This is a genomic window from Nonomuraea sp. NPDC046570 (assembly GCF_040645915.1).
Taxonomy (GTDB): domain Bacteria; phylum Actinomycetota; class Actinomycetes; order Streptosporangiales; family Streptosporangiaceae; genus Nonomuraea.
This window is the reverse complement of sequence record NZ_JBEYZF010000008.1, coordinates 182,582-198,044: the sequence shown is the minus strand read 5'-3', so window position 1 is coordinate 198,044 and position 15,463 is coordinate 182,582. Positions and strand designations below refer to the sequence as shown.

Annotated in this window: 15 protein-coding genes; 8 read left to right on the top strand and 7 right to left on the bottom strand. The window is 68.6% G+C overall.

The window, feature by feature from the left end; genetic code table 11:
• The first annotated feature begins 42 nt into the window (after nucleotides 1-42).
• On the top strand, nucleotides 43-318 hold the full coding sequence (locus ABZ911_RS16090) for a hypothetical protein (protein WP_358055754.1): 276 nt from the start codon (nucleotides 43-45) through the stop codon (nucleotides 316-318).
• A 17-nt stretch (nucleotides 319-335) separates the two neighbouring features.
• Here ABZ911_RS16090 and ABZ911_RS16085 read toward each other — a convergent pair whose 3' ends face one another.
• The 3 genes from ABZ911_RS16085 to ABZ911_RS16075 form a co-directional block, all read right to left on the bottom strand.
• On the bottom strand, nucleotides 336-1,787 hold the full coding sequence (locus ABZ911_RS16085; RefSeq protein ID WP_358055752.1) for an FAD-binding oxidoreductase: 1,452 nt from the start codon (nucleotides 1,785-1,787) through the stop codon (nucleotides 336-338).
• Between the two features lie 11 nt (nucleotides 1,788-1,798).
• Entirely contained in the window at nucleotides 1,799-2,176 is a 378-nt protein-coding gene (locus ABZ911_RS16080) for a hypothetical protein (RefSeq protein ID WP_358055750.1), read from the bottom strand.
• A 92-nt stretch (nucleotides 2,177-2,268) separates the two neighbouring features.
• The gene (locus tag ABZ911_RS16075) at nucleotides 2,269-4,185 is read right to left on the bottom strand and encodes an NB-ARC domain-containing protein (RefSeq protein WP_358055748.1); all 1,917 of its coding nucleotides are present in this window, start codon (nucleotides 4,183-4,185) and stop codon (nucleotides 2,269-2,271) included.
• Nucleotides 4,186-4,314: 129 nt separating this feature from the next.
• On the opposite strand from ABZ911_RS16075, the gene ABZ911_RS16070 reads away from it, so the two are divergent.
• Complete coding sequence (locus ABZ911_RS16070; protein ID WP_358055746.1) at nucleotides 4,315-6,096, top strand: BTAD domain-containing putative transcriptional regulator; 1,782 nt, start codon at nucleotides 4,315-4,317, stop codon at nucleotides 6,094-6,096.
• Between the two features lie 214 nt (nucleotides 6,097-6,310).
• Nucleotides 6,311-7,123 carry a DUF4344 domain-containing metallopeptidase gene (locus tag ABZ911_RS16065; protein ID WP_358055744.1) on the top strand — a complete coding sequence of 271 codons (813 nt, stop codon included), beginning with the start codon at nucleotides 6,311-6,313 and terminating at the stop codon, nucleotides 7,121-7,123.
• Here ABZ911_RS16065 and ABZ911_RS16060 read toward each other — a convergent pair.
• Complete coding sequence (locus ABZ911_RS16060; protein ID WP_358055908.1) at nucleotides 7,113-8,924, bottom strand: BTAD domain-containing putative transcriptional regulator; 1,812 nt, start codon at nucleotides 8,922-8,924, stop codon at nucleotides 7,113-7,115. The genes ABZ911_RS16065 and ABZ911_RS16060 overlap by 11 nt on opposite strands.
• Before the next feature lie 227 nt (nucleotides 8,925-9,151).
• On the opposite strand from ABZ911_RS16060, the gene ABZ911_RS16055 reads away from it, so the two are divergent.
• The 3 genes from ABZ911_RS16055 to ABZ911_RS16045 all read left to right on the top strand — a co-directional run bounded on the left by ABZ911_RS16055 (nucleotide 9,152) and on the right by ABZ911_RS16045 (nucleotide 11,737).
• Nucleotides 9,152-9,298 carry a hypothetical protein gene (locus tag ABZ911_RS16055; RefSeq protein WP_358055742.1) on the top strand — a complete coding sequence of 49 codons (147 nt, stop codon included), beginning with the start codon at nucleotides 9,152-9,154 and terminating at the stop codon, nucleotides 9,296-9,298.
• Nucleotides 9,299-9,428: 130 nt separating this feature from the next.
• On the top strand, nucleotides 9,429-9,599 hold the full coding sequence (locus ABZ911_RS16050) for a hypothetical protein (RefSeq protein WP_358055740.1): 171 nt from the start codon (nucleotides 9,429-9,431) through the stop codon (nucleotides 9,597-9,599).
• Nucleotides 9,596-11,737 (top strand): peptidase domain-containing ABC transporter, encoded by a 2,142-nt coding sequence (locus tag ABZ911_RS16045; protein ID WP_358055738.1) that lies wholly within the window; start codon nucleotides 9,596-9,598, stop codon nucleotides 11,735-11,737. Before ABZ911_RS16050 ends, ABZ911_RS16045 begins: the two co-directional genes overlap by 4 nt.
• 144 nt (nucleotides 11,738-11,881) lie before the next feature.
• Here ABZ911_RS16045 and ABZ911_RS16040 read toward each other — a convergent pair whose 3' ends face one another.
• Nucleotides 11,882-12,268: a DUF5997 family protein gene (locus ABZ911_RS16040; RefSeq protein ID WP_358055736.1), complete on the bottom strand. Its 387-nt coding sequence runs from the start codon at nucleotides 12,266-12,268 to the stop codon at nucleotides 11,882-11,884.
• 55 nt (nucleotides 12,269-12,323) lie between these two features.
• On the opposite strand from ABZ911_RS16040, the gene ABZ911_RS16035 reads away from it, so the two are divergent.
• Entirely contained in the window at nucleotides 12,324-13,052 is a 729-nt protein-coding gene (locus tag ABZ911_RS16035) for a LysR family substrate-binding domain-containing protein (RefSeq protein WP_358055734.1), read from the top strand.
• Nucleotides 13,053-13,143: 91 nt separating this feature from the next.
• Here the strand turns inward: ABZ911_RS16035 and ABZ911_RS16030 are convergent, their stop codons facing one another.
• Nucleotides 13,144-13,851, bottom strand: a complete 708-nt coding sequence (locus tag ABZ911_RS16030; RefSeq protein WP_358055732.1) for a DUF4386 domain-containing protein — start codon at nucleotides 13,849-13,851, stop codon at nucleotides 13,144-13,146.
• A gap of 88 nt (nucleotides 13,852-13,939) precedes the next feature.
• On the bottom strand, nucleotides 13,940-14,644 hold the full coding sequence (locus tag ABZ911_RS16025; RefSeq protein ID WP_358055906.1) for an NAD(P)H-binding protein: 705 nt from the start codon (nucleotides 14,642-14,644) through the stop codon (nucleotides 13,940-13,942).
• A gap of 112 nt (nucleotides 14,645-14,756) precedes the next feature.
• Here ABZ911_RS16025 and ABZ911_RS16020 point away from each other — a divergent pair, with 112 nt between their 5' ends.
• Nucleotides 14,757-15,437: a TetR/AcrR family transcriptional regulator gene (locus ABZ911_RS16020; protein ID WP_358055730.1), complete on the top strand. Its 681-nt coding sequence runs from the start codon at nucleotides 14,757-14,759 to the stop codon at nucleotides 15,435-15,437.
• Nucleotides 15,438-15,463: the final 26 nt, after the last annotated feature.

Genomic DNA, 15,463 nt, shown 5'->3' with positions numbered 1-15,463 from the left:
CGCCAGTTCATCGCGTTTCTGGAGGAACGGAACGCGGCGGCGTTGGCCTGGGCCACTCTGCCTGCCGAGGCCGACCCGTCCTCGTGGGCGGCCCGGCTGACGGTGGTGCGGGTCTTCGCCCGCCACCTGGCGGTCCTGGACGAACGCACCGAGATCCCGCCGGAGGATCTCCTGCCCCGCCGCGCAGGCCGGACGACGCCGCCGCCGTTCCTGTATTCATCCGAGCAGATCGCTGCTCTGGTGGGCGCGGCGGGCACGCTGGCCTGCCCGCCGCGGGCCGCCGGTCCCGGTGTACTGCCGGGCCACCCCTGGAGGTAAGGATGTCGTGACGGCCGTCACGCCGACCTGATGTTGTGGTTGACGCGGAACAGGTTGCATGGGTCGTGGACCCGCTTGAGCCGCGTCAGACGCGCGTAGTCGGCCGGCGTGTAGGCCGCGCGGACCTGCTCGGGGGCGAGGTCGGCGCTGCTCATGAAGTTGGCCGACAGGCCTCCCGTGAGGTGCGGCTCGAGGCCGTCCATCAGCTGCTGTTGCTGCTTCTGCACCGCTCCGGCCTGTTCTGCGGGCGCCGGGTTCGCCATGAAGAGCAGGGCCTCGGCGTCCCTGTGTCCTATGGCGTTGGGCACCGCAGCCGGACGGGCGAGGGCGCCGCCCAGCTGCCGGAGCTCGATCACCCCGAAGGGCAGCTTGACGCCGGGGCCCGCCAGGTCCAGCAGCCGCTCCACGGCGGCGGCGTCCAGAGCGCGGAGCAGCCCGGTGCGCTCGAAGACGGGCAGGGGCGCCACGGACGGATCATTGGAGATCGTCCCGATCTTCTCGTACGGCAGCGCGCCCATGGTGTCGAGCTCCGGCCCGGCGGCCAGCATCGGCGCGAGCAGCCGCCTGCCCTCTTGGTCCCGCCCGAGGTATGCGGCGGTCAGGCGCACCGCCACCCGCTCCTGAAGGGGCGGGGGCACGGAGGGCGCCTTGGGCAGGCGCATGAACGCCAGCGTGGTCGTCATCTCCTCGGGTAGCCCGGCCGCCCAGGCGGGGTAGGCGCGCACAGCCCGCTGGGCCGCCTCTCCGAGAAAGAACAGCGCGCCGCCGTACAGGGTCGCCGCCTCGACCAGGTCAATCTCCATGCCGGCGACCACCCCGAAGTTGCTCTTGCCGCCTCGAACCGCCCAGAACAGGTCCGCGTGCCTGTCCGGCGACAGGCGAAGCGGGCGACCGTCCGGTGTGACCAGGTCGATGGCCCGCACATGGTCGGCGGCGTAGCCGTACTTGCGGCCGAGCGGGCCGAGCCCTCCGCCCAGCGTGTAGCCCACTGCGCCCACGTCGAGCGAGGAGCCGTTGATCGTCGCCAGGCCGTGCGCCGCGGCGGCCTCGACGAGCGTCCGCATCCTGGTGCCGGCCGCGACCTTGGCGACGCGTTTGACCGGGTCTATCGTCACCGAGGTCAGCCGCCGGGTGTTGATCAGGATCCCGCCGTCGGCGGCGGCGCTGATGCCGTGGCCGGTGGCCTGCACGGCGACGGGCAGCCCGAGAAGGCCGGCCAAGCGGACGGCGGTGCGGATGTCGCCGGCGTCGGCGGGCACCACGACCGCCTTGGGGGCGTGCTGGACGACGGGGTTGTATCCAGCGTGTCCCGCCGCGAAGCCGGGGTCGCGAGGGAACAGTACGGTGCCCTTCACCGCTGACCTGAGCCTGGTCGCGAGGCGGTCGCCGGGATCGTGGGCGGCGTGGGCCGCCGACGCGCTCCCCACGACCGCGGCTCCCGCGCCCTTGATGATGGATCGTCTGCTCAACATCGTTTCCCTCAGGCGGTGCAGGCGGAGTTCAGCTTCGACACGGTCGCAGTGGCCTTGTCGGTGTACTGGTCCGCCTCTTCTGGCGCGCTGATCCCCGCCAGTTCCTCGTAAAGGGAGACAACCGCGCCCTGGGCCTCCTTGACCTTCTCGTCGACGTCCAGTGCCTTGATCTTCTGTGCGCTGTCGCTGTAGAGCTGCTTCATCGCCTCGAGGTCCCCGGCCCTGCTCTGGAGCTCGGTCACCGCGGTCGCCATGACGGCTTGCATCTCCTTGCACCCCTTGGTGTCGGCCACGGCGGCGGTCTCGCCTCCCGAGCCGCAGGCCGCCGTACCCAGGGTCAGGAAAGTGAGAGCGGAGACGCTCAGGGCGAGTTTGTGCCAGGACATGTCTTTTCCTTCGTGCTGTCGCTATGGGTCACGACAGCTTTCACCGAGGCCATAGACAGCCGATCACCAACCGGTGAACGCTCGTCCTGCCGTCAGTCGATCCCGAGATGGCGGCGAACGGCGCGCCCCTCGGCCATGTCGTAGGGGCCGAGGATCACGTCGGCCTCCTTCCAGCAGCGCAGGGCCCGTTCCGGGTCCCCGAGGTCGGTCCACGCCTGTCCGAGGCGGCTCAGAATCCTGCCGGTGAGCAAGGGGTCGTTCATCGACTGGTAGAGCGGCAGCGCCTCCTCCCCGACCTTCACCGCCTCTTCTGGGCGACCCAGGGCGCGGTAGGCGTCCATGAGGCGATGGGACGCCCACGCCGCCCTGAGCGGCAGCCCGCCTTCGCGGTAGGCCTGAGCGCTCTTGAGCAGGCTGTCGATGGCCTCCTCCATGTTGCCCGAACGGAACGCCGCCGCCGCGGCGCCCAGGTGGTTGACCCCGATCCCCTGGGTGTCGCCGATCTCGTGCGCCAGGCGGAGCCCCCGCGTCACGTGGGCCCTGGCCTCGCCGACGAAGCCGGCGTCGCCCAGCGCCATGGCCAGCAGGCCGTGGGCGCTGGCCGCCAGCCGAGGGCTGTGCTGCGCCTCCGCGACGGCCAGCGCCGCCGACAGCAGGCTGATCGCCTCGTCGACGCCGCGCACCCGGAGCGCGCCCAGCCCCAGCGCGTGCAGGACGGCGCCGAGGATGAGCCGGTCGTCGATCTCAGCGAAACCCGTCACCTCTGCCAGCAGCGGCACCTCTTCCGAGAGGACACGGGTTCCCGAACGCCCCGCCTGCTCGACCGCCGCGCTGACGTTGGCCTGCTCCGCGCGTACCCAGGCGCGGGCCGCAGGCGCGTCGGCGAAGGTCAGCTCAGGGCCCTGATGCCCGGCCTGATGGACGAACCCGGGAAGCGAGACCCGGCAGACTCCTCTGATTCCCGCGAGGTAGTGGTCAAGCAGCCGGTCGAGTGCAGCCGTCCGTTCGTTCGCCGGGTCCACCTGCTCGGCGAGCCCTCTGGCGTACAGGCGGACCAGATCGTGGTAGCGGTAGCGGGCGGGACCTCGCGACTCCAGCAGGCTCAGATCGACGAGCGACTCGCAGAGGTCCTCGGCTTCTGCCTGGCCCACATCCAGGACGGCCGCCGCGGCGGCGACGGACAGGTCAGGTCCGTCCATCAGCGCCAGCAGCCGGAACGCCCTGGCGTGATCGGCGTCGAGCGGCTCGTAACCGAGTGCGAAGCACGACTCCACCGCATCGCGGCCGATCTTGAGCTCGGCGAGCCTGCGCCGCTCGTCGACGAGCCGCCTCGCCAGCACCTCCACGCTCATGCCCGGCCGCGCGGCCAGTCGCGCCGCCACGATCCGTACGGCCAGCGGCAGCAGGCCGCAGGACTCGACCAGCTTGACCGCTTCCACGGGCTGGGCGGCGACCCGCTCCGCCCCCGCGACGCGAGCCAGCAACTCCAGCGCCTCTCCCCGGCGGAACAGGCCGAGCCCCTCCTGGTGAGCGCCTGGCAGGTCGCCCAGCCACGACCTGCTGGTCACCAGCACCGCGCAGGTGGCGGCTCCGGGCATCAGGGGCGCGACCTGACCGGTGTCCGTGGCGTCGTCGAGCAGGATCAGCACCCGCCGTCCCGACAGCGCCGACCGCAGCCGCGCGGTCCGCTCGTGGACCCCCGAGGGGATCTCCCGGGCGCTGAGGCCGAGCGCCCGCAGGAAGTCGGCGAGCACGTCTTCGGGCCGCAGGGGTGCGGCTCCTGCGCCGCGCAGGCTCGCATAGAGCTGCCCGTCCGGGAATGCGGCTCGTACGGCATGCGCCACGTGGAGCGCCAGCGTGGTCTTGCCGATCCCGCCCGCCCCCGAGACGGCCACCACGGTCAACGCGTTGCCTGGGCTGGTGGTGAGCCGCTCCGCCATCTGGGCGATCAGCTCCTTTCTGCCGGTGAAGTCAGGGATGTCAGCCGGTAGCTGTGCTGGCCGCAACACCGTGAAACCCACCCCAAACCTGATTTACAACGAGTCGCTGAACAGAGCAAATAGCTATCATTCGTACGAATCTTCCGAAGGCGCGGTATGGAACGATCTCATAGGTTGTACTTCTCGGTATTAGGTCCAGTGCGGGCCTGGCAAGGCGACAAGGAGCTCAACCTCGGCTCGCCACAGCAGCGTGCGGTGCTCGGCGCCCTCCTTCTCCACGAGGGCAGGGCGATCACCTGCGACGCGCTCATCGCCGCGATCTGGGGACAGGACCCGCCATTGCGTGCCCTCAGCACCCTGCGGACCTACGCCTACCGGCTGCGGAAGGTGCTGGAAGCCGACAGGTCGAGGCCCGGCATGGTCGTCTCCGTGGGCACCGGCTACGCCATGTCCGTCCCCAAGGGCGCGCTGGACGTGTCGGTCTTCGAAGAGAGGTACGCCGAGGCCGAGGAAGCCCGCGCGGAAGGCGACCTCGCTCGCGCCCGCACGCTGCTGGCAGCGGCCCTCGGGCTGTGGCAGGGCGACGCCATGGACGGCACGGCCGGGCCGTACGCCGAAGCTCAGCGCGACAGGCTCAGCGACCGCCGCCTGAGCGCCCTGCAGGTCAAGCTCGAACTGGACATCGAGCTCGGGCGGGCCACGGAGGCCGTGGCAGACCTGGCCGAGCTGTCTGCCGCGCACCCCCTGCGGGAGTCGCTGAGCGGTCTGCTGATGCTGGCTCTGTACCGTTGCGGACGGCAGGCGGAAGCGCTGGAGGTCTTCGACCGCACCAGGCGACTGCTGGCCGAGGAACTCGGCATCGACCCGGGAGGCGAGCTCAGGGAGCTGCATCAACGCATCCTCACGTCGGACCCCGAGCTGCTGCCCGCCCGGCTCGACCTCAGATCCGACCCGGGGCCGTCGCCGGTCCGCCACGAAGAAGAGGCACTCCCGCGGGTGGCCCAGCTGCCCGCCGACCTGTCCGACTTCACCGGCAGGGACGAGGAAGTCGCCCTGCTCACCGAGGTGCTGAAGTCCGGCTCCGGGCAGGCGACCACCGTGGTGAGCCTCTCCGGCAAGGGCGGCGTGGGCAAGACGGCCCTGGCGATCCACGTCGCTCACCTGCTCAGCGACGCGTTCCCCGACGGCCAGCTCTACATCGACCTGTGCGGAACCGGAGGCCGGCCCGTCGAACCCACCGCGGCGCTGCGCGAGTTCCTGTGTGCGCTCGGCCATCCTGATCTGGACATCCCCGATGAGCCGACACAGCGGGCGGCGGGATTCCGCAGCCTCATGGTGAACCGCAGAATGCTCGTCATCCTGGACAACGCCGTGGACGACACGCAGGTCAGGCCCCTCCTTCCGGGGACGGGAGGCTGCGCCGTCCTGGTGACGAGCAGGGCTAAGCCCGCGGGGCTGCCGACCACGCGTAGAGTCGACCTCGACGTGCTCAAATCCCACGACGCCGTGCAGCTGTTCACCAGGATCGTGGGGGAAGAGCGGGTCGTCACCGAGCCGGAGGCGGCGGAGGACGCGGTCGTCCTGTGCGGGTTCCTGCCGCTCGCGGTGCGCATCGCGGCCTCGCGGCTGGTCTCCAGGCCACTGTGGACGATCTCCTCCCTGGTCGGGAGGCTGGCCGACGAGCGAAAACGCCTGTCCGAGCTGCGGCTCGGCACCATGACCGTCGAGGCGACCTTCCAACTCGGCTACGAGCGGCTCGGCGCGGCGCAGGCGCGCGCCTTCAGACTGCTCACGAACCTCAAGACCACCTCGTTCTCGCTGCCTGTCGCGGCGGCCGTCCTCGGCCTTGAGGTGCTCGACGCGGAGGAGATCGTCGAGAGCCTCGTCGACCTGGGCATGCTCGACTCGCCCAGCCCGGGCCGCTATCGCTTCCACGAGCTGCTGTGGCTCTACGGGCGAAACCTCGCCGAACAATCATAGAAAACTCATCGTCTACGATTGGCCGATTCAGGACGGAACGACCCCATTGGTGTGGTCATGACCTGAGATGATGGGCCATCCTCGTTGACACCCGATTGACGGCACATTGACGGAGCCGCCGGTATTCCACGCGGATCCCGGAGACCGTCCGTCCATCGATCATCAAGATCGTGGCTGCAGGATCCAAAGGTCAACTTCGACCTGGAGACTCCTGATGAAGTGGAATCAGCTCACGATGGGCGCCAGCGTGCTGCTCCTCGCCACCATGCTGTCCGCCTGTGGCAGCACAGACAAACCGGCGGCGGCCAAAGAGGACGCCCCCAAGGCGACCGAATCCGCGGGAAAGTTCATCGCCAAGTACGGCAAGACGGACACCGACATCGCCGCCGAGGGACTGGAGCTGCTGAAGCCGGGCAAGGTACTCGAAGGCTTCGCCGACAGTCTCAACGGGATGCTCATCCTGCCGCACGACGTCACACTGGCCGGTGAGCAGTGCGGCGAGGTGAACGCCTACTACAGCCCGGACGAGAAGAAGATCACAATGTGCTACGAGCTCGTGGCCGACGGCTTCACCCGGTACCGCGACAAGGCCGAGTCCGAGGAGGAGAACGACGAGCACGGCCAGGCCAACCTCGTCGACACGCTATACCACGAGCTCGGCCACGCCGTGATCGATATCTACGGCCTCCCCGCCCTCGGCAAGGAGGACGACGCGGCCGACCAGTTGTCCGCGCTCATAATGTCCCAGAACGACGACGATTCCTCGAGCGTCCAGACGATCAACTACTACTTCGCGTCGGCCGGCGACCAGGACCGGGCCGCGCTCCCGTTCTATGACGAGCACTCGATGGACGAGCAGCGGGCGTTCAACTACATGTGCTGGATCTACGGCTCCGACCCCAAGGCCTACGCCGACTGGGTCGGGCAGGACGGGTTGCCGGAGCAGCGGGCCGCGAGGTGCCCAGCCGAGTACGAGAAGCTCGCCAACTCCTGGGTGAAGCTACTGGAGCCGCACGTCAAGGGCTGAGGGCGAACTGCGGAACACCGGCCTGCACCCCTTCGAGTACGGCCTGCCGTACGACAGGCTGGTTGAACCGCAGCGGCGACTCGTCACACAGGATTCCCATGCCGACCAGCGCCGACAGGGCGGCGGCCGCCTGGCTGTCCGGCAGACCGGCCAGGTCGGCCACAGCATGGAACTCAGCCGCGTGGTCGAGCGTCGCGACCGCCCTGGCCAGTGCGGCGGCCCCGGGACCCGCGTGGCGCAACTGGCCGGCCACCCACCGCTCGATGGAGGTGGACCGCTTCCCCGCACCCTGCGCCTTCATGTGCTCGGTGAGCAGAAACGTGTTGCCGCCTGTCTCACGCAGGCACGAGGCGATGAACGCGGGCTCCGGTTCCGCGCCGAACAGCTCGGCGGCGAGGGCCGCCACCGCCTCGCCGGGCAGACCACCCAGGCGCACGAGGCCGAAGAGCGAGCAAAGCGACTCGAGCAGCTGATCGTCGCCGGCCGGGACGCCGGTCGCCCTGGTCGCGGCGACCAGGAGGGGTACCCGCTCGATGCGCCTGGCCAGGTAGGCCAGCCAGCGCAACGAGGCGGGGTCGCACCACTGCAGGTCATCGATGGCGATCAGCAGCGGTACACGCTCCGCGAGCCGCACGGCAAGCCGGTAGAGCGCGTGCAGCGTGTCAGGACCACCCGACGACGGCCGGTTGTGCCAGACGATGTCGGCCGCGGGCTCGACCGTCCCGCTGAGCAGTTGCTGCCGCTCCTGCGCCGGCAGGCAGTACAGGATTGGCTCGAAGATCTGCCGGGCCACGCCGTAGTCGTACTCGCGCTCAAGCGGGTGCGCCTGCGCCCACGCCGCCTGGAATCCGCGCGTGTCAGCCAGTGCCTCCACTCCCCTCAGCAGCTGGGTCTTGCCGGCACCCGGCACGCCGTCGAAGAGCAGGCTGCCGCCGGTGCCGGACTCGGCGGCGGCCATGGCCGCTCCAGCGGCCGCGAGCTGATCGTCCCGGCCGAGGCAGCGCAGGCGGATAACCGGCTTCCTGGTCGCCACCGGTGCCGGCGGCAGGTCGAGCTCGGAGGTCTGCGAGAGGATATCCGCCTCGAGTTTACGCAGCTCAGGCCCGGGATCGACACCCAGCTCCTCGGCCAGATAGCGACGTGCCTCACCCAGTGCGGCAAGGGCATCGCCCTGCCTGGACGAGCGATAGAGGCCCAGAGCGAGCAGCCGCCAGCCCTCCTCGCGGGTGGGTTGGGCGCGCGCGTGCGCTTCCAGCTCGGGTACGGCCTCGGCGTGCCGGCCCAGGGCGAGCAGGGTGTCGAGTCTGCGTTCCGCCGCCCCGAGCTGAAGTTCCTGCAGCCTGGTCACCTCTCCCCGCGCCCACAGGGTGTGCGCGAACTCGGCGTAGGCCGGACCGCGCCACAGGCCGAATGCCTCGTCGACCAGACCGAGCGCGGTACGTGGATCGGCGGCCACTCTCGCCTGGTGCAGCAACCGCTCGAACATGGCCGAGTCGAGTGCCGCCTCGTCCACACGCAGGACGTAGCCGCGCGGCTCGGTGATCAGCACGGACGGCCGGCCAGGTTCCTGGGCGGGCGGCTCGACCACGCGGCGTAGCCGGCAGATGAACGTACGCAGTGATGACAGCGCCTGCGGTGGCGGGCAACCCTCCCAAAGATCGTCTATCAGCTGGTCGACGGGAATGACCCTCCCGGGCGACAGCAGTAGCCGGGCGAGAACCGCCCTGTTGCGTGGCGTGCCCACATCCAGGCGATCATCCCCCCGCCATACCTCGACAGTTCCGAGCACGCCGAAACGCATCGGCCGCATCGTTGACCCCCCAACGGTTCCGATCTGAACGGAGGCCATGGTGAGGGACGCCGGTAGACATTTCATAGACGAAGAATCAACGATCCGTCGATCGCCCAGCCCCTCATGAGGAGTGACGGTGCGCCGGAGCTGATCTTGTCAATGGGCTGGTCACCGACTGTCAATGCCGTCCTGCGAGGCTCCTGCCCGTCCGTTGAGAACAAGCTCAAGGAGAACTGATGAGCAGAGAGATCGAGTTGACCGACGCCGAACTCGCGTCCGTCGCTGGTGGCGTGTGGCCGGAACTGGACTTCAGCCTGCCGGACTACATCGAGATCGGCCATGGCAGGGGATGCCTCTGCCCGGGTCGGCCGAATCTGTTCTAAGCGGTACGAGGAGACCCGGGTGAGGGACTCGGGTCAGCGTTGAGAGGCTCCGGCCCTGTTTGACGGCAAGGGCTGGAAAGAGTGCCGCCGGGACAACCCGGCGGCACTCGTCATGCGAGGAGTCAGTGGCATGCGACACGTGTACCGCAAGGAAGCGCTACGACATCGCCGGCGAGCGCAAGCCCAGGGGCCTTCATCCAGCGAGATTCCCCGAAAGTGGATCGGCGCCCTGTGGGTGGTGGTCGCCGGGCTGATCCTTGCCTTGGTCGTCATGAGCCTGCGGGTGGCGGGGCAGCTGTGAGAAAGGTTCGGCTGGTCCAGCAGAGCACGGCGGTGGACTGCGCGGCCGCCTGCCTGGCCATGGTCCTCAACTACCACGGCCACGGGGTGTCGCTGCGCGACGTGCGGGACAGGATGGGGGTCGGCAGGGACGGGCTCTCGGCGCGTGATGTCATGCGCGCCGCCCGAGGTTATGGGCTCAAGACGAAGGGTTTCTCGCTGGAACCGCAGGCGATAGCCGACAAGCCGCTCCCAGCCATCGCGCACTGGCGGTTCGAGCACTTCGTGGTGGTGGAAGCGTGGACCCCGCGCAAGGTGACCATCATGGACCCGGCGGCAGGAAGGATGACGCTCAGCAGGAGGGAGTTCGCCAGGGACTTCACCGGTGTGCTGCTGACTTTCGAACCAGGACCTGGTTTCACCAGGAAGGCCCAGGCTCGCGGGTGGTGGCGTTCGCCCGTGGTGCGGGAGACCATACGCGGCAAGAAGGGGCTGTTCGCGCAGATCGTTGCCGCGTCAGCGCTGCTGCAGGTGATAGGGCTGCTGCTGCCTGCGGCCTCCGGCGTGATCATCGATCGGGTGTTGCCGAGAGACGATGGGGGGTTGCTGGCGTTTCTCGGAGTCATGCTCGCGGTCGGAGTGCTCACCCATCTGGCTGTGGGGCAGTTGAGGACGTTGCTGCTCGCGATGTTGCGCACCCGCATCGACGGGGAGATGACCGAGGGGATCGTCGCCCATCTGCTGGCGCTGCCGTACCGGTTCTTCGCCCTGCGGGGAGCGGGGGACCTGGTGACCCGGACCTCCAGTATTGCTCAGGTCCGCGCCCTGCTCAGCGGGCAGATCGTCGCGGCGATGCTGGACGGGCCCCTGGCCGTCGGCTATCTCGTCATCGTGCTGGCGATGGAGCCGAGCTTCGGTCTCGGCCTGATCGCGATCGCCGGCCTGGAGATCCTCGCGCTGGCGCTCACCCGGCGCCGGGTCAGCGAGCTCATCACTCGCGAGCAGATCGCCCAGGCCGACGCGCAGACCAAGCTGATCGAATCCATCAAGGGCATGGAGAACCTCAAGGCGGCCGGCGCCGAGTCGCGCGCGTTGAGCCGGTGGCGGGAGGCGTTTGCTCGTCAGCTCGCCGCCGCACAGCTCGGCGGGCTGACAGCAGGTACGGTCACCTCGGCCACGGCGACAGTGCGGTTCGCGGCCCCGGCCGCGTTCTTCTGGATGGGGGCCTGGCAGGTCCTGTCCGGGAGCCTGAGCCTGGGACAGGTCCTGGCGCTGAACGCAATCGCCCTGGCGGCGCTCACCCCGCTGGGGTCGCTGATGGGCAGCCTGCACCAACTCCAGGCCGTGGGTGCGCACGTAGAGCGGCTTGACGACATCGTCACCACCCCGCGCGAGACATTTCCGGCCGAGGCGGAACGACCGGAGGCCGTGGGGTTCATCCGGCTGCGCGACGTCAGCTTCCGTTACGATCAGCGTTCCCCGTGGATCCTGCGCAATATCTACCTGAGCATCAGCCCGGGAGAGAAGATCGCCTTGGTCGGCAGCTCCGGATCGGGCAAGAGCACGCTGGCCCGGCTCCTGCTGGGCCTCTACCAGCCGGATGAAGGCGACATCTTCTACAACGGGCAGCTCGCCTCACAGCTCGACCTCCGTCACCTGCGCAGCCGTTTCGGCATCGTCAATCAGGAGCCCGTCCTGTTCAGCGGGTCGATCAGGGAGAACATCTGCCTCAACGACCCGAACGCCTCCTACGAACGCATGGTCCGAGCGGCCCGGCTGGCCCACATCCACGACACCATCGAGGCCATGCCGATGAAGTACGAGACCATGCTCACCGACGGCGGGCTGATCTCCGGTGGACAGCGGCAGCGCATCGCCCTGGCGCGGGCCCTGCTCACCGAACCGGACGTGCTGCTGCTGGACGAGGCGACCAGCCATCTGGACACCAGGACCGAGGCCATCATCGAGCACCACCTCAGCCATCTGCCGATGACCCGCATCGTGATCGCGCACCGGCTGAGCACGGTCCGGGACGCCGCGCGGATCTTCGTGATCGACGAGGGCAGCGTCGCGGAGGTCGGCGACCACGACTATCTCATGAGCCAGCGAGGTCGATACGCGGCACTGGTCGGCCATGACGTCCCCGCCGGTCAGGCGTAAGTGCTTCGAGTGGCGGCTTGCCGCGCATCAGGTATTCGACGCAGAGCCAGCCGGCCGAACCGTGATGTTGACGTTCTTCATCAGCGGCTGATCGCTCTGAGTGCTGCCACGCTGTGGGTGCTCGGTGAACCGATCGGGTAGGTGTCAGGATTCAGCCGTCGTGCGGTCTTTGAGGCGGAGTGTCTCCTTGTGAGACTCGGCCTGGATGGACCGCTCGCGCTGCAGCCACGCGGGATTCTCCGCCTTCAGTGCGTTGATCTCCGCGGTGGTGAGTGGGTCGGTGATCCCGCCTCTGATCAGGCCGGAAGTGGAGACCCCGAGCTTCACGGCGACGACCTGCTTGGGGTGCGGGCCATTGCGGCGCAGCTCGGCCAGCCACGTGGGTGGTGTCGCCTGCAGCTCGTTCAGCTCACTCCTGGAGACGACGCCCTCCTGGAACTCGGCGGGCGTGGCCGAGAGGAGGACACCCAGCTTCTTGGCCGCCGTCGCGGGCTTCATCGTCTGGGTGGTCTTGGGTTTGAGCGAGGTCATGAAGTCAAGGGTAGTCAGTCGGAAACGGTTTCCCGGACATCGGTACCCTCAAGGAGTGACTGATGGGAAGAGCGGCAAGCCGTTCCGGCTGGCTTACGCGCCTGGCGTGACGCCCGCGAAATGGGCCAATGTCTGGGCCGACAGATTGCCCGACGTGCCGCTTGCGCTGATTGCGGTTCCCGCCGCCGAGGTGGTGCGACTTCTGCGCGATGGCGGTGCCGACGCCGGATTCGTCAGGCTGCCGGTCGATCGGGACGGGCTCAGCGTGATTCCTCTCTACACGGAGACCACGGTGGTCGTGGTGCCCAAGAAGCACGCGGTGGCCGCAGTCGACGAGGTAACCATGCCGGACCTGGCCGACGACGAGCTGTTCCATCCGCTGGACGACGCCATCGAGTGGGTGACCCGGCCCGGCCTGGCCGCGTTCGAGCGCCCGGCCACAACTGCGGACGCGGTCGAGCTGGTGGCCGCCGGCACGGGGCTTCTCCTGGTTCCGCAGTCGCTGGCGCGCCTTCATCACCGCAGAGATCTCACTTATCGGCCGGTATCGGACGCGCCGCAGTCACAAGTGGCGCTGGCCTGGCCCACGGATGCGACGACTGATCTGGTGGAAGATTTCATCGGCATCGTCCGCGGCAGGACTGCGAACAGCTCGCGAGGCCGTACCCCCGCCTCACCTGCGGAGAAACCGGCACAGCGGCAGGTACGGAAACCCGCACAGGGTGGCTCCGGCCGCCGGGCCGTGCCAGCCAGCCGCAAAGGGAAGGGCCACCGGCCCCGGTGACCCGACGCCTCTGGGCCTCCGGTTCGGACCCCGGCAACAACTGGTGCCAACAGTGGCGTGGCGGCTGACCGTGAAACGGTCAGCCGCGCACTCAACTAGGGGTGGAGACCCGCGTGTCGGGTGCGGGTACCCGTACGGCCTTGACCAGCAGCCATGCGATGAACGAAAGTTCCGCGACCGCTGCGAGGGTCAGGGCGAACGGTGAGATGTTCGCGCCGAGGTCGGGGGCAAGGAAGCGCGCGAACACGTCCACGAGGTGGCCGAAGCATCCGATCATCAGCAGGACGCCCAGCACCTTGGGGAAGTAGCCCGACTTGACGACCAGGTAACCCAGCGGCAGCAGCCACAGGCCGAAGTACGTCTGGGCGATGAGGTACCCGTCGCGTTGCAGACCGGCGAACAGCAGGGTCAGCTGGTCGGAACCTGCCGGGCCGAAGGCGCCGGTGCCGACCTGGCCGGTGGCGATCGTCAGCGCCGCATGTTGGTTGAGCAGGCTCAGGCTCTGGATCGCGACGCTGACCGCGACGAAGGTGACCATCGCGGCGGCAGCCATCTGGTTGACGTGCTTGAGCAGCAGATACAGGGCCATGCCCGTCAACAGGAAGGCCGTCGCCCCCACCAACTCGCTGACCATGCCGATGCGAAACAGAGTCGCCGAGGTGTCGATGTTGTCGGCCGTGGCCGCTGCGTTCCCTGATTCGACGATGCTCGTGTTCACCAGCCCGGCGAAGATGGTGAACACGGCGACGATCAGATACAGGAGGCCCGCGATCCTCGCGAGCGTCTTCGGTGCGGTCACGGTTGGGTCCTTCCGCGGTGTACGGGTCCGGCCGGCCGAATCCGGCTGTGGCGGGTACGCGCGTCGGATTCGGGAACCTGCACGGCCTTCACGCCGGATTGCCGGTGTGCGCGAGGGCTGACGGGGTCAGTCGGCCGATGATGGCCGGGGCCTCTTGGACGAGGGCGTCGTTCTCCACCGCCTCGACCATGAAACGGGCGTAGTCCACGCGACGGGTCATGTTGCTCGCGAGGACAGGGTCGCCCACGTGCCTGCTCCACACCGGCAGGCCCTGACTGTCGCCCTCCTCCAGGTCGCTGCCGCGCACGACCGTCCAGCGGGTGTCACTGGTGAAGATCCTCCGGCAGGCGTCCACCTGGTCGTCCACGTCCACGACACGGGCAAGCTTCGCCAGCCGCCCGAACACGGCCGCGTACAGCTTGAACTTCCGGGTGTACACGTCCTTCCCGTCGCGGGTGATGTGCCAGCCGCAGGAGAACACCAAGCGGGCACCCGGACGTGCGTGGTCGAGCACGGCCTGGGCCGTACCGGAGGCGTAGTGGTTTCTCCCCCACGGCACCAGGACCGTGAGGACGGCGTCGCATCCGTTCACCGCCCGGGCGATGACCGCACGGTCGTTGGTCGCTCCGGGGATCACCGTGATCCGTCCCTCGAAGTCGGCGAGCTTGGTCACGCTCTGCTCTCGGCAGACGCCCACGACCTCGTACCCCCGGTCTAACGCGTGCTGCACCATGTAGCGCCCGAGCTTCCCGGACGCGCCGACGACGCACATCCTCTTGCCCGTGCCTGGCATCGGTTCCACGACCTTCTCCTCTGCTTGCCGCCACCTACCCATACGCCGTAAGGTACAACCTTGCAGTGTAAGGTTGTCAAGCCCGTTCGAGCAGACCAAGCAGGAGGACCTCGTGGCCACGGACACAGCCGACACGCCTGCACCCCGCCGTAACTCGCTCACCAAGGAGATCGTGCTCCGCACGGCGGTCGCCCTGGCGGACGAGGGCGGCAACGGGGCGCCGAGCATGCGCAGGCTCGCCGAGCGGCTCGGCATCGAGGCCATGTCGCTGTATCACCACTTCCGCAACAAGGACCTGATCCTTGACGGCATGGTCGACCTCGTCTTCGGCGAGATCGAGCTCCCGCCGGATGACATCGACTGGCGGGCCGCGATGCGACTGCGGGCAGCCTCGATGCGCGGCGCACTGGTCCGGCACCCGTGGGCGATCCGCCTGATGGACTCACGGACAAACCCCGGCCGCGCGACTCTGCGCCACCACAACGCGGTCATCGGCTGCCTGCGCTCGGGCGGCTTCTCGATCTCCGGCGCCGCACACGCGCTCTCGATGCTGGACAGCTACATCTACGGGTTCACGCTGCAGGAGCTCAGCCTGCCCTTCACGTCGCCCGCCGACCTCGAGGACGTGGCGGGCTCGATCATGAAGCAGATGCCCCGCGACGAGTTCCCCCACCTCGCCGAGATGATCGCCGACCGCGCCCTGAAGGGTGGTTACGCATATACCGAGGAGTTCGACGTCGGACTCGACCTGATCCTCGACGGGCTGCAGCGACAGCGCGAAAGCTGGCTGTAACGAGTCGGGGCATTGCGCCTGCCGAA

Excerpts from the sequence above, each read along its gene's own strand:
- ABZ911_RS16080 (WP_358055750.1), bottom strand. The coding sequence starts at position 2,176 with ATGTCCTGGCACAAACTCGCCCTGAGCGTCTCCGCTCTCACTTTCCTG.
- ABZ911_RS16065 (WP_358055744.1), top strand. The coding sequence starts at position 6,311 with ATGAAGTGGAATCAGCTCACGATGGGCGCCAGCGTGCTGCTCCTCGCC.
- ABZ911_RS16060 (WP_358055908.1), bottom strand. The coding sequence starts at position 8,924 with ATGCGTTTCGGCGTGCTCGGAACTGTCGAGGTATGGCGGGGGGATGAT.
- ABZ911_RS16055 (WP_358055742.1), top strand. The coding sequence starts at position 9,152 with ATGAGCAGAGAGATCGAGTTGACCGACGCCGAACTCGCGTCCGTCGCT.
- ABZ911_RS16050 (WP_358055740.1), top strand. The coding sequence starts at position 9,429 with ATGCGACACGTGTACCGCAAGGAAGCGCTACGACATCGCCGGCGAGCG.
- ABZ911_RS16040 (WP_358055736.1), bottom strand. The coding sequence starts at position 12,268 with ATGACCTCGCTCAAACCCAAGACCACCCAGACGATGAAGCCCGCGACG.
- ABZ911_RS16025 (WP_358055906.1), bottom strand. The coding sequence starts at position 14,644 with ATGCCAGGCACGGGCAAGAGGATGTGCGTCGTCGGCGCGTCCGGGAAG.